Source organism: Pseudomonas mohnii, from assembly GCF_900105115.1.
Lineage (GTDB): Bacteria > Pseudomonadota > Gammaproteobacteria > Pseudomonadales > Pseudomonadaceae > Aquipseudomonas > Aquipseudomonas mohnii.
The window spans coordinates 2,629,050-2,654,222 of sequence record NZ_FNRV01000001.1; the positions used below are offsets into that span (position 1 = coordinate 2,629,050).

General features: G+C 60.8%; 23 protein-coding genes. 18 read left to right on the plus strand and 5 right to left on the minus strand.

What is annotated here, in order from left to right:
• The 4 genes from purH (at nt 1) to BLV61_RS12285 (ending at nt 6,594) form a co-directional block, all read left to right on the plus strand.
• The gene (gene purH / locus BLV61_RS12270) at nt 1–1,608 is read left to right on the plus strand and encodes a bifunctional phosphoribosylaminoimidazolecarboxamide formyltransferase/IMP cyclohydrolase (protein WP_047536964.1); all 1,608 of its coding nucleotides are present in this window, start codon (nt 1–3) and stop codon (nt 1,606–1,608) included.
• A gap of 153 nt (nt 1,609–1,761) precedes the next feature.
• The gene (gene purD, locus BLV61_RS12275) at nt 1,762–3,057 is read left to right on the plus strand and encodes a phosphoribosylamine--glycine ligase (RefSeq protein ID WP_090465296.1); all 1,296 of its coding nucleotides are present in this window, start codon (nt 1,762–1,764) and stop codon (nt 3,055–3,057) included.
• Between the two features lie 99 nt (nt 3,058–3,156).
• The gene (locus BLV61_RS12280) at nt 3,157–5,931 is read left to right on the plus strand and encodes a hybrid sensor histidine kinase/response regulator (RefSeq protein WP_090465299.1); all 2,775 of its coding nucleotides are present in this window, start codon (nt 3,157–3,159) and stop codon (nt 5,929–5,931) included.
• Nucleotides 5,932–5,997: 66 nt separating this feature from the next.
• Nucleotides 5,998–6,594, plus strand: a complete 597-nt coding sequence (locus tag BLV61_RS12285; protein WP_047536956.1) for a MarC family protein — start codon at nt 5,998–6,000, stop codon at nt 6,592–6,594.
• 109 nt (nt 6,595–6,703) lie between these two features.
• Here the strand turns inward: BLV61_RS12285 and BLV61_RS12290 are convergent, their stop codons facing one another.
• From BLV61_RS12290 to cobG, 5 genes are all read right to left on the minus strand, one after another.
• On the minus strand, nt 6,704–7,519 hold the full coding sequence (locus BLV61_RS12290) for a hypothetical protein (protein ID WP_244159864.1): 816 nt from the start codon (nt 7,517–7,519) through the stop codon (nt 6,704–6,706).
• Nucleotides 7,520–7,747: 228 nt separating this feature from the next.
• A complete protein-coding gene (gene cobJ / locus BLV61_RS12295) occupies nt 7,748–9,457 on the minus strand; it encodes a precorrin-3B C(17)-methyltransferase (RefSeq protein WP_090465302.1) in 1,710 nt (569 codons plus the stop codon).
• Complete coding sequence (locus tag BLV61_RS12300) at nt 9,457–10,188, minus strand: precorrin-2 C(20)-methyltransferase (RefSeq protein ID WP_167361838.1); 732 nt, start codon at nt 10,186–10,188, stop codon at nt 9,457–9,459. The genes cobJ and BLV61_RS12300 overlap by 1 nt, the downstream gene beginning before the upstream one ends.
• Nucleotides 10,188–10,814 (minus strand): precorrin-8X methylmutase, encoded by a 627-nt coding sequence (locus BLV61_RS12305; protein WP_047536952.1) that lies wholly within the window; start codon nt 10,812–10,814, stop codon nt 10,188–10,190. The genes BLV61_RS12300 and BLV61_RS12305 overlap by 1 nt, the downstream gene beginning before the upstream one ends.
• A complete protein-coding gene (cobG, locus tag BLV61_RS12310) occupies nt 10,807–12,129 on the minus strand; it encodes a precorrin-3B synthase (RefSeq protein WP_090465308.1) in 1,323 nt (440 codons plus the stop codon). Before cobG ends, BLV61_RS12305 begins: the two co-directional genes overlap by 8 nt.
• Nucleotides 12,130–12,414: 285 nt before the next feature.
• Here cobG and BLV61_RS12315 point away from each other — a divergent pair, with 285 nt between their 5' ends.
• From BLV61_RS12315 to BLV61_RS12380, 14 genes are all read left to right on the plus strand, one after another.
• Entirely contained in the window at nt 12,415–13,065 is a 651-nt protein-coding gene (locus tag BLV61_RS12315) for a hypothetical protein (protein WP_090465311.1), read from the plus strand.
• Between the two features lie 161 nt (nt 13,066–13,226).
• A complete protein-coding gene (gene cbiE, locus BLV61_RS12320; RefSeq protein ID WP_090465315.1) occupies nt 13,227–14,438 on the plus strand; it encodes a precorrin-6y C5,15-methyltransferase (decarboxylating) subunit CbiE in 1,212 nt (403 codons plus the stop codon).
• Nucleotides 14,431–15,528 (plus strand): cobalt-precorrin-5B (C(1))-methyltransferase, encoded by a 1,098-nt coding sequence (locus BLV61_RS12325; RefSeq protein WP_090465319.1) that lies wholly within the window; start codon nt 14,431–14,433, stop codon nt 15,526–15,528. Before cbiE ends, BLV61_RS12325 begins: the two co-directional genes overlap by 8 nt.
• Complete coding sequence (locus BLV61_RS12330) at nt 15,525–16,250, plus strand: cobalt-precorrin-6A reductase (RefSeq protein ID WP_090465322.1); 726 nt, start codon at nt 15,525–15,527, stop codon at nt 16,248–16,250. Before BLV61_RS12325 ends, BLV61_RS12330 begins: the two co-directional genes overlap by 4 nt.
• Nucleotides 16,251–16,306: 56 nt before the next feature.
• Nucleotides 16,307–16,642 carry a type II toxin-antitoxin system RelE/ParE family toxin gene (locus BLV61_RS12335; RefSeq protein ID WP_047536938.1) on the plus strand — a complete coding sequence of 112 codons (336 nt, stop codon included), beginning with the start codon at nt 16,307–16,309 and terminating at the stop codon, nt 16,640–16,642.
• A gap of 4 nt (nt 16,643–16,646) precedes the next feature.
• Nucleotides 16,647–16,970, plus strand: a complete 324-nt coding sequence (locus BLV61_RS12340) for a helix-turn-helix domain-containing transcriptional regulator (protein WP_047536935.1) — start codon at nt 16,647–16,649, stop codon at nt 16,968–16,970.
• Nucleotides 16,971–17,089: 119 nt separating this feature from the next.
• Nucleotides 17,090–17,488, plus strand: a complete 399-nt coding sequence (locus tag BLV61_RS12345; protein WP_047536932.1) for a DUF2946 domain-containing protein — start codon at nt 17,090–17,092, stop codon at nt 17,486–17,488.
• Nucleotides 17,489–17,536: 48 nt separating this feature from the next.
• Complete coding sequence (locus tag BLV61_RS12350) at nt 17,537–18,016, plus strand: copper chaperone PCu(A)C (protein ID WP_090465325.1); 480 nt, start codon at nt 17,537–17,539, stop codon at nt 18,014–18,016.
• A 21-nt stretch (nt 18,017–18,037) separates the two neighbouring features.
• Nucleotides 18,038–18,484 (plus strand): DUF2946 domain-containing protein, encoded by a 447-nt coding sequence (locus BLV61_RS12355; protein WP_090465328.1) that lies wholly within the window; start codon nt 18,038–18,040, stop codon nt 18,482–18,484.
• Between the two features lie 107 nt (nt 18,485–18,591).
• Nucleotides 18,592–20,709 carry a TonB-dependent copper receptor gene (locus BLV61_RS12360; protein WP_090465331.1) on the plus strand — a complete coding sequence of 706 codons (2,118 nt, stop codon included), beginning with the start codon at nt 18,592–18,594 and terminating at the stop codon, nt 20,707–20,709.
• A gap of 107 nt (nt 20,710–20,816) precedes the next feature.
• A complete protein-coding gene (locus BLV61_RS12365; protein ID WP_090465335.1) occupies nt 20,817–22,196 on the plus strand; it encodes a PepSY-associated TM helix domain-containing protein in 1,380 nt (459 codons plus the stop codon).
• A 179-nt stretch (nt 22,197–22,375) separates the two neighbouring features.
• The gene (locus tag BLV61_RS12370) at nt 22,376–23,164 is read left to right on the plus strand and encodes an ABC transporter ATP-binding protein (RefSeq protein ID WP_090465339.1); all 789 of its coding nucleotides are present in this window, start codon (nt 22,376–22,378) and stop codon (nt 23,162–23,164) included.
• Entirely contained in the window at nt 23,161–24,120 is a 960-nt protein-coding gene (locus tag BLV61_RS12375) for an ABC transporter substrate-binding protein (RefSeq protein ID WP_090465341.1), read from the plus strand. The genes BLV61_RS12370 and BLV61_RS12375 overlap by 4 nt, the downstream gene beginning before the upstream one ends.
• Nucleotides 24,117–25,127 carry a FecCD family ABC transporter permease gene (locus BLV61_RS12380; RefSeq protein ID WP_090465345.1) on the plus strand — a complete coding sequence of 337 codons (1,011 nt, stop codon included), beginning with the start codon at nt 24,117–24,119 and terminating at the stop codon, nt 25,125–25,127. Before BLV61_RS12375 ends, BLV61_RS12380 begins: the two co-directional genes overlap by 4 nt.
• Nucleotides 25,128–25,173 lie beyond the last annotated feature (46 nt).

Below are 25,173 nucleotides of genomic sequence, written 5' to 3' on the forward strand. Positions count from 1 at the left end.
ATGACCGACCAGACTACCCGCCTGCCGATCCGCCGCGCCTTGATCAGCGTTTCCGACAAGACCGGGATCCTCGAATTCGCCAAAGAACTTGAAGCACTGGGCGTCGAGATCCTCTCCACCGGCGGGACGTTCAAGCTGCTGCAGGACAACGGCGTTGCCGCAGTGGAAGTCGCTGATTACACCGGCTTTGCCGAAATGATGGACGGTCGGGTGAAAACCCTGCACCCGAAAATCCACGGCGGGATCCTGGGTCGTCGCGGTATAGACGACGCCATCATGAACGAGCACGGCATCAAGCCGATCGACCTGGTAGCAGTTAACCTCTACCCGTTCGAAGCCACCATCAACAAGCCAGGCTGCGACCTGCCGACCGCGATCGAAAACATCGACATCGGCGGCCCGACCATGGTTCGTTCGGCAGCGAAGAACCACAAAGACGTGGCCATCGTGGTCAACGCCAGCGATTACGCCGGCGTCCTGGAAAACCTCAAGGCCGGTGGCCTGACCTACGCCCAGCGTTTCGACCTGATGCTCAAGGCCTTCGAACACACCGCTGCCTATGACGGCATGATCGCCAACTACATGGGCACCGTGAACCAGGCCGCTGATACCCTCAGCACTGAAGGTCGCAGCGAATTCCCGCGCACCTTCAACAGCCAGTTCATCAAGGCCCAGGAAATGCGCTACGGCGAGAACCCGCACCAGAGCGCGGCGTTCTACGTGGAAGCCAAGCCTGCCGAAGTCGGCATCGCCACCGCGACCCAGCTGCAAGGCAAGGAACTGTCGTACAACAACGTGGCCGACACCGATGCCGCGCTGGAATGCGTGAAGAGCTTCGTCAAGCCAGCCTGCGTGATCGTCAAGCATGCCAACCCGTGTGGCGTGGCCGTCAGCCCGGACGCCGAAGGCGGTATCCGCAAGGCCTACGACCTGGCCTACGCCACCGACACCGAATCCGCTTTCGGCGGCATCATCGCGTTCAACCGCGAGCTGGATGCCGAGACCGCCAAAGCCATCGTCGAGCGTCAGTTCGTCGAAGTCATCATCGCCCCGAGCGTCAGCGAAGAAGCCCGCGCCATCGTGGCCGCCAAAGCCAACGTACGCCTGCTGGCCTGCGGCGAGTGGTCGGCTGACCGCGCGGCGGCCTGGGACTACAAACGCGTCAACGGTGGCCTGCTGGTGCAGAGCCGCGACATCGGCATGATCAGCGCCGACGACCTGAAAGTCGTGACCAAACGCGCACCGACCGAACAGGAAATCCACGACCTGATCTTCGCCTGGAAAGTCGCCAAGTACGTTAAATCCAACGCCATCGTCTACGCCAAGAACCGTCAGACCATCGGTGTCGGCGCTGGCCAGATGAGCCGCGTGAACTCGGCACGTATCGCCGCGATCAAGGCAGAACACGCTGGCTTGCAGGTAGCCGGTTCGGTAATGGCTTCCGACGCATTCTTCCCGTTCCGCGATGGTCTGGACAATGCGGCCAAGGCCGGTATCACTGCGGTGATCCAGCCAGGCGGCTCGATGCGTGATGCTGAGGTGATCGCTGCGGCGGATGAAGCCGGCATTGCAATGGTATTCACCGGCATGCGCCACTTCCGTCACTGATTACTCGATCAACTGTAGGAGCTGGCCTGCCAGCGATAGCATCCCCTCGGCTTAGCTGATAAACCGAGTTGCCTGCATCGCCGGCAAGCCAGCTCCCACAGAAAAGCACCTCTGCGGTGCTCAACAGAATTAGCGTCATCCGAGGTTTTTGAAATGAATGTTTTGATCATTGGCAGCGGTGGCCGTGAACACGCCCTGGCCTGGAAAGTCGCTCAGGATCCGCGTGTGCAGAAGGTTTTCGTGGCTCCGGGCAACGCCGGCACCGCCATTGAAGCCAAGTGCGAGAACGTCGCCATCGATGTGCTGGCGCTTGAGCAACTTGCGGACTTTGCCGAGAAAAACGTTTCCCTGACCATCGTCGGCCCTGAAGTACCGCTGGTCGCTGGTGTCGTCGATCTGTTCCGCTCCCGCGGCCTCGACTGCTTCGGCCCGACCGCCGGTGCCGCTCAACTGGAAGGTTCGAAAGCGTTCACCAAGGACTTCCTGGCTCGCCACAAGATCCCGACCGCCGACTACCAGAACTTCACCGAGATCGAGCCAGCCCTGGCTTATCTGCGTGAAAAAGGCGCGCCAATCGTGATCAAGGCCGATGGCCTTGCCGCCGGTAAAGGCGTGATCGTTGCCATGACCCTGGCCGAAGCCGAAGACGCCGTACGCGACATGCTGGCGGGCAACGCTTTCGGCGACGCCGGCTCCCGCGTGGTGATCGAAGAGTTCCTGGACGGCGAAGAAGCCAGCTTCATCGTCATGGTTGACGGCAAGAACGTCTTGCCGATGGCCACCAGCCAGGACCACAAACGCGTCGGTGACGGCGATACCGGCCCGAACACGGGCGGCATGGGTGCCTACTCCCCTGCTCCGGTGGTCACCAACGAAGTGCATCAGCGCGTCATGGACCTGGTGATCTGGCCGACGGTTCGCGGCATGGCCGAGGAAGGTAACGTCTACACTGGTTTCCTGTATGCCGGTCTGATGATCGACAAGGCTGGTAACCCAAAAGTTATCGAATTCAATTGCCGTTTCGGCGACCCTGAGACCCAGCCGGTCATGCTGCGCCTGCAGTCGAGCCTGGTACTGCTGGTCGAAGCAGCCCTGGCCCAGGCGCTGGACAAAGTTGAAGCGCAATGGGATCCACGTCCGAGCGTCGGTGTCGTTCTGGCCGCTGGCGGCTATCCAGGTGACTACGCCAAAGGCGCGGCCATCAAGGGTCTGGATGCAGCCGCGACACTGGAAGGCAAAGTCTTCCACGCCGGTACTGCACTCAAGGACGGACAAGTCGTGACGGCCGGCGGTCGGGTGCTGTGCGCCACCGCCATGGGCGCAAGCGTCGATGCCGCTCAACAGCAGGCATACAAGCTGGCAGCCAACATTGATTGGGAAGGCTGTTTCTATCGCAAGGACATTGGCTACCGTGCCATTGCCCGCGAGCGTGGCGAAAATCAGGAATAAGCTACCCATTCAGCCGGGCAAGGGCTTCGAGCCCTTGCCTGACTATTCCGGCGCCGCGCATAGTTATATTCTGGCATCAACCTACGAAGGGATTTCGCCGTGCGCTGGCTCAGGATTGCCATAGGTTTTACCGTCACTCTGCTGACCTTGCTCTGCATGCTTACGGCTCAGGCCGCACAAGGCAGCGGCTGGTCCGTTTTGCTCGACGAACAGGGCGACCTGCAGCTGAGCGACATCCGTTCCACACGCTATACCAATCAATTCAGCCCTATCGAACTCGATGAGCTCACCGCCGCCGAGCCCGAAGGCGCACTCTGGCTGCGGTTCCGGCTTGCTCCCGGCAAGCATGAACAGTTGCTCCGGGTGTTCGCACCCGATTTGCTGCACTTCAACATGTATGTGCTGGACGGCGACAAGCTGATCGAGCAATCGAAGACCGGCAGCGAACAAATCAATACCGATCGACCTTTGCCCAGCAGCGACCTGATGCTGCCGTTGCCGCAAAGCAACAAGCCTCTCGACGTTTACCTGCGGCTGGTTTCCGAACACCAGCTACGCCCTTACATCACCTTGCAATCAGCGGTCATGACCGCAGCCAACCAGAGCCAGACGCTGATCTACGGCCTGCTGTTGGGCTGCATTGGCATGATGATCCTGCACAACCTCATCCGTTACGCATACACCCGTTCACGCAGCAGCCTGTGGCTGGCGGCATCCGAAGGCTGCCTGATACTCAGCCTGGTCCTGCTGTTGAACCTGGCCGGCCCCTGGCTTGCGGAGTGGCAAGCGGTGCAAACCCCTGGCGCGTACCTCGCCTTGTTGCTGACGGCACCCTGTGGCCTGATGTTTGCGCTACGCTTCTTCGCCCCCCTCGGTTTCCACCCGCTGAACAAAGTGATCGCGGGCGAAATTCTGTTGATCGCGATCTCAGGGCTGCTACTGCTGTTCGTCAACACGCTGCCGTTGAACTTCATCACCTACGGACTGATGGCCCTTGCAGGCTTGACGATGCTGTTCGTCAGCGCCTTCCACTGGCAGAAAGGCTATCGCCCGGCGCGGTTGTTCGTGGCCGCCATGGTGGTGTTCAACCTCGGCATACTGATCATCCTGCCTGCCCTGCTGGGGCTGACCCACATCGAACCCCATGGCCTGATCACCACCCTGCTGGCATTCATTTGCATCAGTGGCCTGCTGATGAGCATCGCCTTGAGCGAGCGCCAGCGCAGCATCACCGAAGACCGCTTCAGCATCAGTCGCGACCTGGCCGCCAGCAACGCCGAAATCAACGCCAAGGCAGAGTTTCTGGCGAAGATCAGCCATGAGATCCGCACCCCGATGAACGGCGTACTGGGGATGACCGAGCTGTTGCTGGGCACGCCACTTTCGGTCAAGCAGCGCGACTACGTGCAGACGATCCATAGCGCCGGCAACGAACTGCTGACGCTGATCAACGAAATTCTCGACATCTCCAAGCTCGAATCCGGACAGATCGAACTGGACGATGTGCAATTCGACCTCAACGCCCTGATCGAAGACTGCCTGAGCATCTTCCGCGCCAAGGCCGAACAGCAGAACGTCGAATTGATCAGCTTCATCCAGCCTCAAGTGCCGCGGGTCATCAGCGGTGATCCGACACGTTTGCGCCAGACCCTGTTGAGCCTGGTTGAAAACGCCCTTAAAAAATCCGATGAAGGCGAAATCCTGATCGTCGTCGCGCTCGACGAACGCAGTCCCAAACCACGCCTGCGCATTGCCGTACAGGACAGCGGCGAACCCATGGACGCTGAAGAGCGTGACGCGCTGATGCACGCCGAATTGCACAGCAAGCATTTCCTCTCGACCAACCGGCTGGGCGGTAATCTGGGCCTTGTCATTGCCCGTCAGTTGATTCGCCTGATGCACGGCGAGTTCGGCATCAAGAGTGGCACCAACCAGGGCAGCACACTGTGGCTGACCTTGCCGCTGGACCCTGACCGTCTCGAGCACCCGACTTCCGACCTCGACGGTCCGTTGCAGGGCGCACGGGTGTTGGTGGTGGACGACAACGACACCTGCCGCAAAGTGCTGGTGCAGCAATGCAGCGCCTGGGGCCTGAACGTCAGCGCCGTACCCTCCGGCAAGGAAGCGCTGGCCTTACTGCGCACCAAGGCGCACCTGCGCGACTACTTCGACGTGGTCCTGCTGGACCAGAACATGCCCGGCATGACCGGCATGCAACTGGCCGCCAAGATCAAGGAAGACCCGAGCCTGAACCATGACATCCTGCTGATCATGCTCACCGGCATCAGCAATGCGCCGAGCAAGATCATCGCACGCAACTCAGGAATCAAACGCATCCTCGCCAAACCCGTGGCCGGTTACACCCTCAAGACAACCCTGGCCGACGAGTTGACCCAGCGCAACAAGGGCCTCGCCGTGATGCAGCAGCCATTGGGTCCACCTCTGCCGATCAAGGTCCCCAGCGATTTCCGCATTCTGGTGGCCGAAGACAACAGCATCTCGACCAAGGTCATCCGCGGCATGTTGGGCAAGCTCAACCTGCAACCGGACACCGCCAGCAATGGCGAAGAAGCCCTGCAAGCCATGAAGGCCCAGCGTTATGACCTGGTACTGATGGATTGCGAGATGCCGGTCCTCGATGGCTTCTCGGCCACCCAGCAATTGCGTGCCTGGGAAGTCGGCAACCAGCGCACTCGCACGCCCGTGGTGGCATTGACCGCGCACATTCTCGCCGAGCACAAGGAGCGCGCGCGCCAGGCCGGCATGGACGGACACATGGCCAAACCCGTCGAATTGTCGCAATTGCGCGAACTGATCGAACACTGGGTTGCCCAGCGTGATCAACAAGACCGCGCCACGACCCCAACGTCCTGAGCCGACAGACCCCGCAACGCCTGATAGACTCCCCTCCTCGACTTCCCTCGCCAGTGAGCCTGCACCATGCTTCACGTGTTGTTCAGTGTTTACCTGAAGATGCTGGTGCTCTACAGCCCGTTCTTCGTATTGTCCTGCTTCATCAGTCTCACCCGCGGTTACTCGCGCAAGGAACAGCGTCGCCTGGCCTGGAAAGTGGCAATCGCCACGCTGGTTTCCAGCGTCTTGCTGTACCTGTTCGGGAGAGTGATTTTCAGCGTCTTCGGCATCACTGTGGATGCGTTCCGCATCGGTGCCGGTAGCGTGCTGTTCATCTCGGCACTCGGCATGGCGCAAGGCAAGTCGGCAGTGCAAACCGACAACGTGCAACAGGACGTGACCATCGTCCCGCTGACCATCCCGCTTACGGTCGGCCCCGGCACCATCGGTGCCTTGCTGGTCATGGGTGTAAGCCAGCCGCACTGGGACGACAAGCTCACCGCAATCCTCAGTATTGCCCTGGCCAGTTTCACGGTCGGCGTGGTGCTGTACCTGGCCAATCATATCGAGCGCATTCTCGGCGACCAGGGATTGCAGATCGTCAGCCGGTTGATGGGGTTGTTCGTGTGTGCGTTGGCGGCGCAGATTATTTTCACCGGGGTCAAGGGCTATCTGATTCCTTGACTGGCACCGCCCTATCCGAGACTTCACTCGGGAGAGATAACGCCAGCATCAATCAACGAGCCATTTTTTAGACGGGCCAGAGGCAGCAGATGCCTCTGACCCTTTCGTGTTACTTGCGACGCCTGAAACGCTTGACCAAAATTTCCTTTCGATGCTCGCCAAGATACTCTTCAATGTCCGCCCTTATTTCCGCATATCGGGCAGGATTGAAGGTTACGAACGACTTCCCGTGAAAAATATCCAGCGAGGAAGTTTTCCAGTCGACAAACAGCACGCCCCCCTCACGGCCTCCACCCTGATGATCAACAGCGGCTAGCGCAACCAGGATAATTCCATTCGACATTTGTTCGCAGGGAATCGTTGACAAGCGTACGCCTTCAGCACTCTTCGCCCCTATATTCAGCAAGTTGATGGCTTCAGGCTCTTTCTTTAGTGCGTCCAATGTAGAGTTCGCGACCGCACTAAGCACCGCGGCGCCTGGGAAGGCCGCTTTGGCCGCCTCGACGGCAGCCCGGACAATATCAACCATGACATTATCGATTTCCAACTTCAGCGACGTTGCGCTGTACTTCGAGTAGCCTTTATCTGGAACAAAACATCCCAGGTCTTCCATGCACGTCGTAAAGGCGTGATACCAGGCCTTGGGATCTTTATTGCCTGGAACTTCGTAATTAGCCTCCATTTTCGACATGGTGATCAAGTTCTCGATAATCGCCATGTTCTCAATGCTTATCTTGTCACCATAACCAATCAGGCTATTGCCGAGCACCAGTGCATCCAGCTCTTTTGTTGGACTCGTTGCAACCGTCGACGGCACCGACCTTTTAAGCCGCTTGCCTGCCACGGCGTTTTTGCGCCTTTCAACGCGCGCCCTTACCAGATCGATACGGTCAGAACCGCTTAAAGAACTTTCAAACTCACTCACAATAATATCCTTTTATTTATTAAAAACCGCTCCCTCCCGGAGCGAATCAAATCTAACGCGACCACACTCAACCAACAACCATAACTAAATACAACATATGTAGCGCGCATCAAATAATCACGCACACAATTACGACCACAACAAAAAGCTCACAAAACCAACCGGACCGCCACCGAACAATAGTTCGGGCGATCCGGGGTTATTCGATACAAAAAGATGAAGCAGTTATTATCGGGCGGGATTGAGCTTATCGCCGTAGCTACGTGGCGTGTACACCCAGGTACTACCGTCCGGGCGAGGAATCACACGAGTCGTCGAGGAGCCAATGAGCACCATCGTTCGCATGTCCACCTGATCGGCAGTCAATTGCCCGAGTGTCGTCACCCGCAAGGTCTGACCCGGGCGACCGATATCGCGCCCCAGCACAACTGGCGTTTCAGGTGTGCGATGCCTGGCGACGATGTCCAGCGCCTGCCCCAACTGCCACGGGCGCGAGCGCGAGATCGGGTTGTAGAACGCCAGGGCCAGGTCCGCCTGGGCCGACAGATCCAGGCGCTTTTCGATGATTGACCAGGGCTTGAGGTTGTCCGACAGCGACAACACGCAGAAGTCATGACCCAGCGGTGCGCCTGCTTGTGCGGCAGTTGCCAGCGACGCGGAAACGCCCGGCAGGATCTCGAGATCGACGTTGTGCCAATGGACGTCCGTGGACTCGTCGAGCGCTTCCAGCACGGCGGCAGCCATGGCAAAGACACCCGGATCGCCGGACGACACCACCACCACCGACCGCCCTTGGGCCGCCAGTTCGAAGGCGTGGCGAGCGCGCTGCATTTCCTCACGGTTGTCGGTGCAATGCAGCACCTGATCGGCACGGAAGGGTCCGGCCATGCGCACATAGGTTTCATAACCCAGCACATCGTTGGCACGCGCCAGTTCGGCCTTCACCGCCGGGACCATCAGCTCGGCCGCACCGGGCCCCAGCCCGATCACCGCCAGGCGCCCGCGAGGTCGGCCGATCTGCAGCGGGTCCACTGGCTGTTCGGCGATCGCTACGCTGATGGTTTCATCGCCAGCGATGGAAACAGCCTGCCCGATGGCATCGCGGGCCAGCTCGCTGAGCGTTCCAGCCGCGCTGGAAAAACGCAGGGGGACACCCAATTCGAGTGCGGCTTCACGCAGAGCCGGGTCAGCCATTTCCGTGTCGGCAGCCAACAGGCAGGCCAGCGATTGCCGGGCAATATTGGCCTGACGCAAAACATCACCAATCACCTTCGGCAAATCCGCAACGCCGGGCCTTACCGCGACCACCACGCAACGTGGATAGATCAGCAGTTCATTGGCCGCAACCGCTCGCTCGGCATGGCCGACATGAACGGTCAACCGCGCCTGCCCGTCCTCAGGCAACTGCGCCTGCGCCAGCCAGGGCGCCGAACCTTCGATGCGCACCGTTTCACCGGCCAGCAAATCGGAGACGAAACGCTTGCCCAGCTCCAGGTCACCCAAGGCATAGCCGCTGGGTGGATTAAGCAGGCAAGTGCCAAAACGCAGCTCGCCACTGGTGGTGATCGCAGCCGCTACCTCGAGATGAGCAGCGATCTCTCGCGCCAACACATTCACCCCGCCCAAGCCGCCGAGCAGCGGCACCACTGCGCTGCCGTCTTCAGCCACGGCCAGCACCGGCGGCTCACTGCCCTTTTCCAGTAGCAGCGGCGCCAGTGTGCGAATCACGATCCCGGCCGCGCACAATGCAATGATCGGCGTGTCTTGCCGATATAGATCGCGCAACGTCGCACCGAACTCGCGATAGAGACAGTCCGCGCCTTCAACCCGTTCGGCCAGGCCGTGGATCAGCGCATCCGGGTAGAGTTGTTGAATCTTGCGCGCGGTCGCAAGGCTGCCATTGCCGAGTATGACAATCGCCGGAACTGGACGGGGCATCAGCCTTGCCACCTTTCGCCGGGAACGATGATCAGCGAGAAATACGGCGAAGACATCGGCTCGACCTCATCCAGCGGGACGATTTTCTGATTGGCCATGGTCGCGCGCTCGACGTACAGCGCGCGTTCGGCCAGACCGAGCTCTTCCAGAACCTGGCGGACCTTGGGGAAGTTGCGCCCCAGCTTCATGATCACCGCCGCGTCTGCATCGGCCAGGCGACGCTTGAGTTCATCGTGCGGCAATACACCGGACAACACCGACAGGCTCTGATTGCGATACACCAGCGGCGCCCCGAGTACCGAAGCACCGCCGAGCATCGAGCACACGCCCGGCACGACTTCGGCGTCATAGCGCTCGGCCAGGCGATCGTGCAGGTACATGTAAGAACCGTAGAAGAACGGATCACCTTCGCAGATCACTGCCACATCTCGACCGGCATCCAGGTGCGCGGCCAGTTGTTCGCCAGCGGTATCGTAGAAGTCGCTGATCACTTGCTCATACGACAGCGGCGCGGGCAGTGCCTCGGTGGTCACCGGGTAAACCAGCGGCAGCAGGGTTTGTGCATCCTGCAAATGGGCCTCGATGATGCCAAACGCATTGCCCTTTTTTCCCTTGGCGACGAAGTACGCCACCACCGGCGATTCGCGCAGCAGACGCAGGGCTTTGACGGTAATCAGTTCAGGATCACCCGGGCCGACGCCGAGGCCGATCAAACGTCCTGGTTGCTGCATCATTCGATCTCCGTGGCGAGGGCATTGACGGCGGCCGCGGCCATGGCGCTACCGCCCAGCCGGCCTTGCATGATGACGAAGGGCACGCCACGGCTGTCGGCGGCAAGCGCTGCCTTCGATTCGGCGGCCCCGACGAAGCCCACCGGGAAGCCGAGGATCAGCGCTGGTTTCGGTGCCCCGGCGTCGAGCATTTCCAGCAGATAGAACAGCGCGGTCGGCGCATTACCGATCACCACCACGCTGCCTTCCAGATGCGGGCGCCACAGCTCCAGCGCGGCGGCGGAGCGGGTGTTGCCCAACTCACGGGCCAGCTCCGGAACGCTTTCATCGCGCAGGGTGCAAATCACCGGGTTGTTCGCCGGCAAGCGCGCGCGGGTGACGCCTTCGGAGACCATCCGCGCATCACACAGGATCGGCGCACCGGCCGCCAGCGCATCGCGTCCGGCCTTGCCCGCGCCTTCGGAAAACTGCAAACCGTCGATGGCATCGACCATCCCGCAGGCGTGAATCACCCTCACCGCGAGTTTTTCCAGATCGGCCGGGATTCGCGCGAGGTTGGCCTCGGCGCGAATGATCGCGAAGGAATTGCGATAGATCTCCTGACCGTCGCGGATGTAATCAAGCATCTAGGGGGCTCCGTGAGCGGGCGTCGAGCAAGGCGCCGACCGCGTCGATAGTAAGGTTGCGTGCGTGCAAGGCGCCGAATCCCGGCTGCGCTGCATCGCGAAAATAGAGGTCGTAATGACCGGGAGTCACGGCCAGCAAAGTGACCGGAGCAATATGCGCGGCAGCACAGGATCGTGAGCAACCGCTCAAGTGCACCTTCAATGCATGCCCATGGCGTTGCAGCAAAGCAGCCAGTTGCAACGCGTCCGCCTTGGTGTCGGCCAGGCCTTTGCCGCAACCGCTGGATCCGGTACAGGCGATCAATCGGGACAATGGCTGAGCGCTTGCGCATAACAAGCCCAATGACTCCAGGCGCCGAATGACTTCAGCGGCGTTTTCCTCATGGATATTGGGCAGCAGCAAACTCTGCCAAGGGGTGAAACGCAGGCTCGAATCGCCGAACGCTTGCGCCAGTTGCGACGCGCCTCGGAGCATATCCGGGGTCAGTCGGCCCAGCGGCGGTACGGCGCCGATGTACACCAGGCTCGCCTGTGCCTGTGAGTGCGCGCCAATGTGCAGAAAGTCCGGGCTCACGCGGCGTTGCCAGCCAATAACGGGGTTGATTGGCAACTGCGCCTGCAGCCGGGCGAGGAACGTGGCGACCGGGTATTCGGCCAACAAGTGGCGCATTCGCGTCTGATCGGGTCGTGCGAGTTCAAGAAACAACTCCAGCACCGCCACCACCAATGCATGACCATCGTCCAGCCTCACCGCACCGAGCGCAGCATCCATGGGGGTGCCGGCCAGGCCGAAGACGAGCCATTGGGTGCCATCCTGCTCTGTCGCGCTCAGCCACAGATCATGAGGGTGTTCCAGCATTGCCAGCGCTTCGCCGCCATCGATTTGCACAGCAAACTTGGCGCTCAGATCGTGGAAGCGCGCATGAGTTTGCAGCGTGTCCAGCACCTGTTCCGCCAGTGCGCGGGTGTCGAACAACATCTGAGGGTCTATCCCGGCGGCCGGGCTGAGCATCAGATTGCGTACATCATCGCCCTCGGCATGGCTCGGCCCCAATCCAGCGGCGAGCAAGCTGTCGATCAACGCCGCCGTTTCGCTGCCAATCCCGCGAATCTGCAGGTTGGCGCGGTTGGTCGCCTCGATCACCCCAGCGGCATATCGTTCGGCGCCATCTGCCACGGAGATCGCCTGCCGGGCCTTGATCGAGCCACCGCTCAGTTTGATCCGGCAGATACCACCGTCCAATGCCTGGACGACCCGCAACAACCCGGGACAGGCCGAAGGGCGCAAAAGGGTGGGTTTCTGATGTGGATTCACAGGATGACCGGTACGAGATGAAGGGCAGCATTATGCCTGCTTTGTCTGGCCGGATGAAAAGCCCGCGCAGATTGACGACGAAAAGCGATCCAGGGGCCGGTTTGCGCTGTTCGAGCCTGTATTGCACAGGGGCAATTCAATCAGGCAATAACGCCACGAAAATGCTTAACAGCAAGAATCAAATTTATAACCCGCCATCATTTCAACTACCGATGATTCTTTGTAGTTTCATCAACCATTAAAGCCACGCATCACAACACAAACACCACCTACAAGGAGCAGTGTATGGTTATGGACAAACCCTCCGGAACATTAACCGGCCCCAATCTTATTTCATGCATCAGTGAACTCTCTCCAGCGGATTACGATGATTTTACCTTTTGCACACAAATAGCCACCCATTCCGCGGACCTGGTCAGCAGCCGCTTTACCGATTCGGAAAAATGGTTACATGAGTATGTAGTGACGCTGAATTTTTTTGGCTGGTCTGTCTTTCAGGACGCCATCTTCACTCGCACGCGATACGACATCTCGACGAGCATCGCGGATTTTCTGATTCAGAGCGCACAGCGCATGCCCGACTCCCGACAAGGGAACGCCATGATCGACACCCTCGACGCGTTGAAACCGGACAATCCGGCGATCGCCTCACTGGATAAGGAAAGCCTTAATGGCAAGCGCTTTCAGGTTATCCCTGTGCGGTATGATTCAAAAGGCTTTCTTGAAGTTGCAGTGTTCAATCTGGAATTGGTAGCCAACGCCAAAAAGAACAGTTTTATATTCTGGAGCTGGGAAGAACAGCCCGCAACAATCATCCAGCATCGAGCCAGCCTTAAACTGGATAAAAGAATACTTGAAAGCAAAAGATCAATGATCGAGAAAAAGCGGCTCGAAATCAGAATGAAGAGATTCGACCTGAGAAAGCGTCATCAATAAAATTAAATCCCCCCCCGATTAACACCTCTATCACCATCAACAACGATTTCGCATGCTGCCACAGGCGAATGCATTCGCCGCCGCGTTATGATGCGCAACCTGCGTGAGTCGACGCAGGTTGCGCAGAGTGATTTGGCTTCGGTTTACAGAAGAGGAACGGCATGGCCCCCTGGCTGACGGTAGTAGGCATCGGTGAAGACGGTTTCAAAGGCCTGGGCAAGAACGCCCGGCACGCCCTGTTGCATGCCTCACGGATCTTCGGCGGTCAGCGGCACCTGGACCTGTTGCCGGCGTGCATTCGGGGCGAACGCCAGAGCTGGCCGAGCCCGTTTTCCATCGAGCCTGTGCTGGCCCTGCGCGGTGAGCCCGTGTGTGTTCTCGCCAGTGGCGATCCGATGTTTTTCGGGGTCGGCGCCAGTCTCAGCCGACAATTGGCCAGCGACGACCTGCAAATTCTGCCAGCCCCCTCCTCTTGCTCGCTCGCCGCCGCCCGAATGGGCTGGCCCTTGCAGGAGGTCGTGACGTTATCGGTGGTGGCCCGCCCCGTCGCCGCCCTCAATGCGCAGTTGTTCAGCGGCGTGCGCTTGTTGGTCCTGAGCAACGACGGGGGCAGCCCCGCCGCCATCGCCGCACTGCTGCGTGATCGCGGATTCGGCCCCAGTCGCCTCAGCGTGCTGGAACACTTGGGCGGCCCCGCAGAACGGCGGATCGACGGCATTGCCAGCGAGTGGAGCGATCCCGCGATTGCCGACCTGAACCTGATTGCCATCGACTGCATCGCCGAGTCCGATACGCCACGCCTGTCAAGATTGGCCGGTTTGCCGGACTCGGCGTTCAAACATGACGGCCAACTGACCAAGCGCGATGTACGCGCGGTCACGCTCGCCCGTCTGGCCCCGGTCCCCGGCGAACTCCTGTGGGACGTCGGTGCCGGCAGCGGATCAATCGGCATCGAGTGGATGCGCGCCCACCCAAGCTGCCGGGCGCTAGCCATCGAAGCCGATGCAGGGCGGCAGCAGTTGATCGAACACAACCGCGATGCCCTCGGCGTCCCCGGCCTGCAACTGATTCGCGGCAGTGCCCCGCAAGCCCTGACCGGGCTGGAGCGACCGGACGCGATTTTCATCGGCGGCGGCGTGACCCGCGAAGGCGTGCTCGACGCCTGCTGGGCCGCCCTCAAACCCGGCGGCCGGCTGATCGCCAACGCGGTCACGCTGCAAAGTGAAATGACCCTGATGGCCTGGCGCGACCGGCACGGCGGAGACCTGACGCGGATTCATATCGCCCAGGCGCAACCGCTGGGCGACTTCGATACCTGGCGTCAGGCGTTGCCCATTACCTTGCTGGATGTGACGAAGCCTCTCGATGCGTGACGAAACCGCCGAACAACCCGCCCCCCTGCGCAGTGGTCTGACCACGGGCAGTTGCGCGACGGCAACCAGCCTTGCGGCGGCTCGCCTGCTGCTCAGCGGGGTGAGCTCGGATGCCGTGGAGATCATCTTGCCCAAAGGCAAACAGGTGCAGATGCGCCTGGAGTTTTGCCGCACGACCGAGGACGGCGCCGAAGCGGGCACCATCAAAGACGCTGGCGATGATCCTGACGTGACCCACGGCGCCTTGCTCTACTCCCGGGTACGCCTCATCGGCGAACCGGGTGTCAGTTTCAAGGCCGGACGCGGTGTCGGCACCGTCACCCGGCCAGGGCTGGTGCTGGGCGTCGGCGAACCGGCGATCAACCCGGTGCCGCGCAAAATGATCACCGATCACCTGACCCGACTGGCCGATGAATTCGGCTACGGCGGCGGTTTCGAGGTCACGGTGAACGTCGAAGGCGGCGAGGAACTGGCGCTGAAAACCATGAACCCGCGCCTGGGGATTCTCGGCGGTCTGTCGATTCTTGGCACCAGCGGCATCGTCCGGCCATTTTCCTGCGCGGCGTACATTGCCTCGATCCATCAGGGCATCGATGTCGCCAGGACCAACGGTTACCTGCACATCGCCGCGTGCACCGGCAATGCCAGCGAAGACACGATGCGTCGGGTCTACAACCTGCCGGAAATTGCCTTGATCGAAATGGGTGACTTCGTCGGCGCCGTGCTCAAGCACCTGCGCAAAGTGCCGGTGGAAAAACTCAGCCTTTGTGGCGGCTTCGGCAAGATCAGCAAGCTGGCGGCCGGGCACATGGACTTGCACAGTCGGCATTCGAGCATCGACCTGCCACAACTGGCCGAATGGGCGGCAGCGGTTGGCGCCGACGCGGCGCTGCAGCAAAGCATCCGCGAAGCCAACACCAGTCAGCAAGCGTTGGCCATGGCCAGCGCCGCCGGGATCGCCCTCGGCGATGAAGTGTGCCGGCATGCCCTGGACTTTGCCCGCAGCGTGGTGCCGGCGCAGGTTCAGGTCGAAGTGTTCGCCATCGATCGCCAAGGCGGGATTGTTGGCCATGCGGGAGCCTTCCAATGAAACGCCTGCTGTTGCTCGGTGGCGTCACCGAGGCCCTGGCGATTGCCCGAACCCTGGGGCCACAGCACATCTACAGCCTGGCCGGTGTCGGTCGGGTGCCGACGGATCTGACTTGCCAGGTTCGTGTTGGCGGCTATGGCGGTGCCGAGGGCCTGGCGCAGTTCATCCGCGATGAAAGGATTGATCTGCTGCTCGACGCCACCCATCCCTACGCCGCCCGAATCAGTCAAAACGCCGCGACCGCCGCCCGCTTGAGTGGCATCGCCTGTTGGGCGCTGCGGCGTCCGGCGTGGCAACCACAGCCCGGGGATGACTGGCGCGAAGTCAGCGACTGGGCCGAACTGATCCAGGCACTCAAACCCTTCCGGCGACCGCTGTTTACCCTCGGACGCGAGCCCCTGCAGCACCTGGAGGAAATCCCGCCGGATCAATTCTGGACCCTGCGCGCACTGGACGTTTATCCCGGCAACGAGCGCTGCGAAGTGATCGGTGCACGCGGGCCGTTCCTGATCGAGGATGAGCGTGTGCTGTTCGAACGCCGGCAGATCGACGTGCTGATCAGCAAAAACAGCGGCAGCACCGCCACCGAACCGAAGCTGGAAGTGGCGCGGGAACGTGGGGTGCCGGTGCTGGTGTTGAAGCGGCCGGTGTTGCCGGGGGTTGAGCGGGAGTTTCTGTCGCTCGAGGAAACACTTGATGCGTTGGCGGCCTGCGCTCAGTAAGGCAGGATCATTGGCTTGCATGAACAGTAACCTATTTGTTACCTTCAAGGCCGCCTGTGATCACACTCGAAGAATACGTGCAGGACAACGAATCAAGCCCCTTTGGGCGCTGGTTTTCCACCTTGAATGCTCAGGCAGCGCTAAAGGTTTCCAATGCATTGCTCAGACTGGAGCTAGGCAATACATCCAACATCAAGTGGTTTGAAGGTCTCGGCGAATATCGAATCAATTGGGGCCCCGGCTACAGGATCTACCTTGTTCAAGAAGGGAAACGCCTGATCATCCTTTTGGGTGGAGGCGACAAGTCCACGCAAAAAACCGACATCAAACAGGCAAAAATACTGATAGCCGAATTTCGGACCCGAAAAAAAGCTCAACGAAATCGGAGATAGAGTCATGGCGCTAACCCGAAGCTACAAACACACGATCGCCGAGCGCGCCCAGCGTGATCCCGAGTTCGCCCAAGCATTGTTGGATGAGGCTGCTACCCTGTTTCTCAATGGTGAACCTGAAATGGCCAGGATCATTCTGCGTGACCTCGTTAACGCCACTGTAGGTTTCGAAGAACTGGCAAAGGGAACAGCGAAGCCCAGCAAAAGTCTCCATCGGATGCTATCTGCCAAAGGCAATCCGAGCATGGACAACCTGGCTGCGATATTCGCGGTCATTCGCGCTACGCTTGGAGTAGATATGCAAGTACATGCGGTGCGTGCGCACTGACAGCATAAGAAACAAGCGAACTTGGCTGCGACACCAAACCGCACGCAGCCTTTTTACTTATCGGCCCTGATCAGGCTAAATAGCCCGCGCCTGATCGCCCACCCAAACGGATTTTCTCCATGTCCCGACACCGGCTCGCAATTGCCTGGATAGCCTGCTTCGCAGTGCTGTTCAACATGCTCGCCATGCCGATGTCCGGAGCGATGGCGCAGACGACCACAGCACCTGCCGAACAAGTGTTGTGGGGCAGTTTCTGTTCATCCAGCGGCACCAAAATGGTGGCAATTTCTCTGGGCAAGATTGAGCAGAAGGCACCGCAAAACGACGAACACTCCAATATGCAGCATTGCTGGTGTTGCTCCGGTTCCGCGCCGCTGGTGGCGCTGCCAGGGCATGAACCGCAGCTGTATTTCGCCAGTTTCGAATCCAATCGCAGCTTGCCTCCGTCGTCCCTCAACACCCCGACGCCGCGCCAGCAATGGCCAAGTCTCAATCCCCGCGCTTCCCCTCTGGTGTGATTCCTTCTCGCAATTGAACTGCGTTTTGAATCGTTCCGGAGAACTGCCATGTTGAACAAATTCCTCGTTCTGGCCGCGTTGCTGCTGCCTGCCTGCTTTGCCAATGCCCACGAATACAAAGTTGGCGAACTGGAAATCGCCCACCCCTGGTCGCAAGAGTTGCCGCCCAATGCGCCGACCGTTGCGGCGTACTTCGTGATTCACAACCAAGGCAAAACCGCCGACCGCCTGCTCAGCGCCGATACCCCCATTGCAGGCGAAGCTCAGTTGCACGAGCACGTCATGCAAAACGACATGATGAAAATGCAGCACGTACCGAGCGTGGAGATCCCCGCTGGCGGCGAGGTCACTTTTGCGCCGATGGCCTATCACGTGATGCTCCTGAACCTGAAAGACCGCAGCCTGCTCACTGACGGCAAACGGTTCCCGATGACCCTGCACTTCGAGAAGGCCGGTGACGTGAAGGTCGACGTCACGGTGCAGAAGCAGGCGCCGGATGGCATGCCAGCACACGCGCATACCCCGTAATCGCCTGAGCTGAAAACGCCCATGCGCGCGCTTAGCGCCAGGTCATCCAGGTCACGTCGTCAGCCATTGAGCCTGACACGCGGCAGCTGGATCAGCCTGTTCGCCATGCTGATGATTTTCATCGGTCCGCTGATATCTCAGTCGATGCCGATGGATTCGCGTGCGGCCATGTCCATGAGCATGTCGATGGACATGAGCATGGACATGTCGGCAATGGAGCACGCCGAACACGGTGCGCAACCCGCCGCCGAGCACTGCCCGCCACAAGCCGGGCATCATGTCCTCTGGGAAAAATGCGGCTATTGCAGCCTGCTGTTCAACTGCCCGGCGCTCACCGGTGGCGTGTCATTCACCGCATTTGACACTCCGCCCGTCAATACTTTCACCACACCCTCCCCACGCCTGGGCCATGCCCGGCAACCCTTCTTCCCCGGTGCTCGCACCCGCGCCCCGCCCGTCCTCGCGTAAACACCCACCACTGATTTCACACGTCCGCAAGACAACCAAAGCTCGGTCCCACAGGGATTGCGCAGGTTGTCGGCCGTGTCGTTTACGACTGTTCGATGGAAATTGTCATGTCCAGGTTTTCTGCTGACTCACGCTTGAGCTCTGCCCAGGCCTCTTTTACCCTGAACGAAGCCAGCATTCGCTTCAGGCACGCCACCGCCATCCTTTGCGGAGCCCTTCTGGCGCCGGTGGCGCTGGCCGATGAACACGCCAATCATGTTGAAGAACTGAGCCCGACGGTCATCACCGCCGTTGCACCGAGTTCACCGCTGACCATCGTCACCAACCCCAAGGAGCCGCGCCAACCGGTGCCGGCCAGCGACGGTGCCGACTACCTGAAAACCATCCCCGGATTCGCCATGGTGCGTAACGGCGGCACCAATGGCGACCCGGTCCTGCGCGGCATGTTCGGCTCACGGCTGAACATCCTCACCGACGGCGGCATGATGCTCGGCGCCTGTCCCGGCCGGATGGATGCACCCACCTCGTACATTTCTCCACAAACCTACGACAAGCTGACCGTCATCAAAGGCCCGCAAACCGTGCTCTGGGGGCCTGGCGCTTCGGCCGGCACCATCCTGTTCGACCGTGAACCGGAACGTTTCGGCGAACTCGGCACCCGGGTGAATGCCAGCGTGCTGGCCGGTTCCAACGGCCGGTTCGACAAGCTGGTGGACGCTGCTGCCGGTGGGCCGCTGGGATACGTGCGCGTCATCGGCAACACCGCGCACTCCGATGATTATCGAGACGGCAACAACGACACCGTCGCGTCGCGCTACGACAAATGGAACGGCGACGTCGCTGTCGGCTGGACCCCGGACGCCGATACCTTGCTGGAACTGACCGCCGGCAAGGGCGACGGCGAGGCCCGTTACGCCGGGCGCGGCATGGACGGTTCGCAGTTCAAGCGCGAAAGCCTCGGCCTGCGCTTCGAGAAGTCCAACATCAGTGACGTCCTGGACAAGCTCGAGGCGCAGGTCTACTACAACTACGCCGACCACGTGATGGACAACTACACCCTGCGCACGCCGTCCGGCACCGGCATGATGGCCGGCCCCATGGCCTCTAACGTCGACCGCCGCACCCTCGGCGCCCGCATCAAGGCCACCTGGCACTGGGCCGATGTGCAGCTGATCAGCGGCATCGATGCGCAGACCAACGAACACCGCCAACGCAGCGCCATGGGTGTCGACACCTACCAGAACCTGCCCTACACCAAGGACGCTGACTTCCATAACTACGGAGTGTTCGGCGAGCTGACCTGGTATGCCGCCGAGCGTGACCGTTTGATCAGCGGCGCACGCCTGGACCGTGCTTCGGCCAAGGATTACCGGCAAACCACCGGCTCCGGCATGATGACCCGGCCCAATCCGACCGCCGACGACACCCGCGCCGACACCCTGCCCAGCGGCTTCATTCGTTATGAACACGATCTGGCTGACAGCCCGACCACGCTGTACGCGGGCCTCGGGCATACCCAGCGTTTCCCGGATTACTGGGAGCTGTTTTCGCCGAACTCCGGTCCTGCCGGTTCGGTGAACGCCTTCGATTCGATCAAACCGGAGAAAACCACCCAACTCGACGTCGGCCTGCAATACAAGACCGAAGCGCTCGAAGCCTGGGCCTCGGCTTATGTCGGTCAGGTGCGTGATTACATTCTGTTCGACTACACGCCGGGAATGATGGGCACCACCTCGCAAGCCGAGAACATCGACGCGCGAATCATGGGCGGTGAATTGGGCGCGGCCTACAAGCTCACCGACCACTGGAAAGCCGACGCAACCCTGGCCTACGCCTGGGGCAAGAACAGCAGCGATGGCAGTGCGTTGCCGCAAATGCCGCCGCTGGACGCACGTTTCGGCCTGACTTACAGCGAAGACAATTGGAGCGCCGGTGCACTGTGGCGAGTGGTCGCCGCGCAAAACCGCATCGACCAGAACAAAGGCAATGTCGTCGGCAAGGACTTCGACAAGACCCCGGGGTTCAGCGTGTTCTCGCTCAACGGCGCCTACCGGATCAACCAGAACTGGAAGGTCAGTACTGGCGTCGACAACCTGTTCGGCAAGGCGTACGCCGAACACCTGAACCTGGCGGGCAACGCCGGTTTCGGTTACCCGGCCAATGACCCGCAAGCCATCAAGGAGCCCGGGCGCACGTTCTGGACCAAGGTGGATATGAGCTTCTAACCCTCGAGGGCAACCCGCTCCCCCTGCGGGAGCGAGCTTGCTCGCGATCGGTTGCGCAGCAACCGTAACAGACAACAAAAAGATCCAAGCCAAGCGGAGCACACACGATGAAACAGCCCAAAGTGAATTTTTACAACCTGGCCTGGCGCTGGCACTTCTATGCCGGCCTGTTCGTGGCCCCCTTTATGGTGATGCTGGCCCTGACCGGCACGATTTACCTGTTCAAGCCGCAACTCGATTCATTGATGTACAGCAGCCTGCTCAACGTCCCCGCCGGCCATCACACCGTCCCGGCCGACGACCTGCTCAAGCGCGTGAAAGACGCGTATCCACAAGGAACGATCAAGCAGTACCTGCCACCGGTCAACGCCGAACGCAGTGCCCAGTTCGTCGTGCTCAATGGCGGCAACGAACTGAATGTATTCGTCGACCCGTACCACGGCGACATCCTCGGCGAGCAAGATGCCAAGAAGAACCTGCAAGCCATCGCCCGTGCGATTCATGGCGAGCTGATGATCGGCACCGTGGGTGACCGACTCATCGAACTGGCGGCCGGTTGGGGCGTAGTACTGGTGGTTTCCGGGGTATTCCTGTGGTGGCCGCGCGGCCAGGCGGCGGGGATTCTGTGGCCACGCCTGAACAGTCGCGGACGGGTGCTTTGGCGCGATCTGCACGCTGTGACCGGGTTCTGGGGGGCCTCGCTGCTCCTGGTGATGCTGCTCAGCGGCATGACCTGGACAGGGTTCTGGGGCAAGCAATACGCCGAAGTATGGAACGTGTTCCCCGCCGCGATGTGGGATGACGTCCCCAAGTCCGACGTCGAGGCCCGCAGCCTCAACAGCGCCACGCGCCAGACCGTGCCGTGGGCCATGGAAAATACGCCGATGCCGATGTCCGGTGACCATGCCGAGCACATGGCCCATGGCGGCGCGCAAGCTGGCCCTGCGGCACCGGCCATCAGCCTGCAAGACGTGCAGGACATCGCCGTGCAACGCAAGGTCGAGCCGGGTTACAGCATCACCTTGCCGACCACCGCCACAGGGGTGTTCACCATCGCCGTGTTCGCCGATGACCCGCGCAATGACGCCACCCTGCATGTCGATCAGTACACCGGCAAGGTCCTCGCCGACGTGCGCTTTGAACAATACGGCACCGTTGCCCGCGCCACGGAAATCGGCGTGATGTTGCACGAAGGCAAGATGTTCGGGGTGTTCAATCAGATCATTGTGCTGCTGATCTGCCTGATGATCCTGCTCAGCGCCGTCAGTGGCGTGGTGATCTGGTGGAAGCGTCGCCCACAAGGCAAGTTCGGGGTTCCGCCGCTGCGTCACGACCTGCCGAAATGGAAAACCGCGATGGTCATCATGTTCGCGTTGGCCGTGGCCTTTCCGTTGGTGGGTGCCTCGTTGGTGGTGATCTGGGTGCTGGATCGCGTGCTGTTTTCGCGCTTGAACCGGCAAACTGAGTCGGCCTCATCTTCATCTTGAGACAGGCGAGATGCGCGGGGTTGTCAGCACTGTAGACTGCCCCGCGCATCACCCTGGCAGTTCCGGGTTTTCTTTCGGGCCCCTTCGCTGGCAAGCCAGCTCCCACAGAATTTGCACAACACCTGTGGGAGCTGGCTTGCCAGCGAAGAGGCCATAAGCTTCGCCTCAAGAGTAGCGGCATGACCTCGCTTCACCTCAACAACATCACCTGGTCGCCCCTGGGCCAGGGCCACTGTCATCACCAGTTCCAGTTGCGTGATGCTTCGCTGCACGTGGCTGCCGGTGAGTTCGTCGGCTTGATCGGCCCCAACGGCAGCGGCAAGACCAGCCTGTTGCGTTGCGCCTGGCGCTTCAGCAAACCGCAGGGCGGCGAAGTCCGGCTCGAGCATCACAACGTCTGGAAGCAATCCTCACGCTGGTGCGCGCAACGCATCGCCGTGGTCCTGCAGGAATTCCCCGATGCGTTCGGCCTGACCGTGAACGAAGTGGTCGCCATGGGTCGTACGCCCCACAAAGGCCTGTTCGATGGCGACTCCCTCGAAGACCGAAATCTCGCGGCCCAGGCCCTGGAATCAGTCGGCCTCAAGGGCTTCGAGGACCATGCCTTCTCCACCCTCTCCGGCGGTGAAAAACAACGTGTGATCCTCGCCCGGGCCCTGGCCCAGCAGCCGCAATTGCTGATCCTCGACGAGCCAACCAATCACCTCGACCCGCGCTATCAGCTTGAGCTGTTGAGGTTGGTCAAGCGCCTGCAGATCGGCACGTTGGCCAGCATCCACGACCTCAATCTGGCCGCCGCCTTTTGCGATCGACTGTACGTGATCAATCACGGCCGCATCGTCGCCAGCGGCACGCCCAAAGAAGTCCTCAACGCCGCGCTGTTGCGTAACGTTTTCGGCGTCGAAGCACTGATCGATGAACACCCCTTGCACGGCTACCCACAAATGACCTGGATAACCCGACCATGATTTTGCGCTCCCTGCTGCGCCGCAGTTTCACCCTCGTTTTACTGCTGGGCAGCGCCCACGCCTTGGCCGAGGCCACGCACTACCCGTTGACCATTCAGAGCTGCAACCGCGAGGTGACCTTCCAGCAGGCGCCAAAACACGCGGTCAGCCATGACATCAACATGACCCAGATGATGCTCGCCCTCGGCCTCAAGCCACAGATGGCCGGGTACAGCGGTGTGTCCGGCTGGAAGGCGGTAACGCCTGACATGCAGACCCTTCTTGATGGCTTGCCGGAACTGGCGGCGAAGTACCCGTCGGTGGAAACCCTGCTCAATGCCAACGTCGATTTCTTCTTCGCCGGCTGGGACTACGGCATGCGCGTGGGCGGCGACCTCACGCCGCAAACGCTGCAGCCATTGGGCATCAATGTCTATGAGCTGACCGAGTCCTGCGCCTTCGTGATGAAGCGCCCGCCGGCCACGCTGGAGGACACCTACAACGACCTGCGCAACCTCGGCAAAATCTTCGACGTGCAGGATCGCGCCAACGCCTTGATCGGCGCCATGCAGGCGCAAGTCGCCGAGATCCGCCAGGGTCTGCCCGCCGAAAAACCACGCGTGTTCCTCTACGACAGCGGTGAAGACCGGGCCATGACCTCGGGCCGCCTCGGTATGCCGCAAGCCCTGATCGACGCCGCTGGCGGGCGAAATGTGCTCGACGATGTCGAGGCAAGCTGGACACGGGTCAACTGGGAGAACGTGGTCGAACGCAATCCCCAGGTGATCGTGATCGTCGACTACAGCGAGATCACCGCCGATCAAAAGATCCGGTTTCTGCTCAACAACAAAGCCCTGCAATCGGTGGACGCGATCAAGCACCAGCGCTTCATCGTCATTCCTTACGTGCAGGCCACGCCGGGAATCGATAACGTGCTGGCCGTCGCCACCCTGGCCAAGGGTTTTCACGGCGAATGATTAACCGTCACTACCCTTGGTTGCTGATCGCGCTCGGCACGCTGTTGCTGGTGTCGGCTGTGGTGTCACTGGGTTTCGGCCCGGCGCGGGTGCCGCTGGACGTCGTCTGGCGGATTCTGCTGCACAAGCTCTGCGGCCTCGGCGTACCCGACTGGAGCACCGGGCAGGAACACATCGTCTGGCTGATTCGCGTGCCACGGATGTTGCTCGGTGCACTGGTCGGTGCCGGGCTGGCGTTGATCGGCGCGGTGCTGCAAGCGGTGACGCGCAATCCGCTGGCCGACCCCCACCTGCTCGGCGTGACCTCGGGCGCCACCCTGGGAGCGGTGATCGTGGTGTTGCATGTGGGTGAAATCGTCGGCCTGCTGACGTTGCCCATCGCGGCGTTTATCGGCGCCTTGTCGAGCATGCTGCTGGTGCTGATGATCGCCAACCGCAACGGTCGGCTGGACAGCGATCGCCTGCTGCTGTGTGGCGTCGCGGTGTCATTCGTGATGATGGCGATGGCCAATCTGCTGCTGTTCATGGGCGATCACCGCGCCAGTTCGGCGGTGATGTTCTGGATGCTCGGCGGGCTCGGCCTGGCGCGCTGGGAATTGCTCGCGGTGCCGGCTGCCAGCGTTCTGCTGGGGCTGCTGTTGCTGCTCGGCATGGCTCGCCCGTTGAACGCGTTGATGGCCGGTGAACAAACCGCCGTGACGCTGGGGCTGAATGCACGAACGATCCGGCTACGGGTGTTCGTGATTGCCTCGCTGATGACCGGGGTGCTGGTGTCGATCAGTGGGTCCATCGGCTTTGTCGGGTTGATGGTGCCGCACATTGCGCGGCGTTTGGTCGGGGCGGAGCATCGGCGATTGCTGCCGGTGTGCGTGTTGCTTGGCAGCGTGTTTCTGGTCTGGGTCGATGTCGCCGCCCGTACCCTCATTGCCCCGGAAGACCTGCCCATTGGCGTCGCCACTGCGGCCATCGGCGGGCTGTTCTTCATCGGCCTCATGCGCCGCCGCTGATCCCTGTAGGCTCATTCCACCAGGACTCAACATTCCTTACACTGCG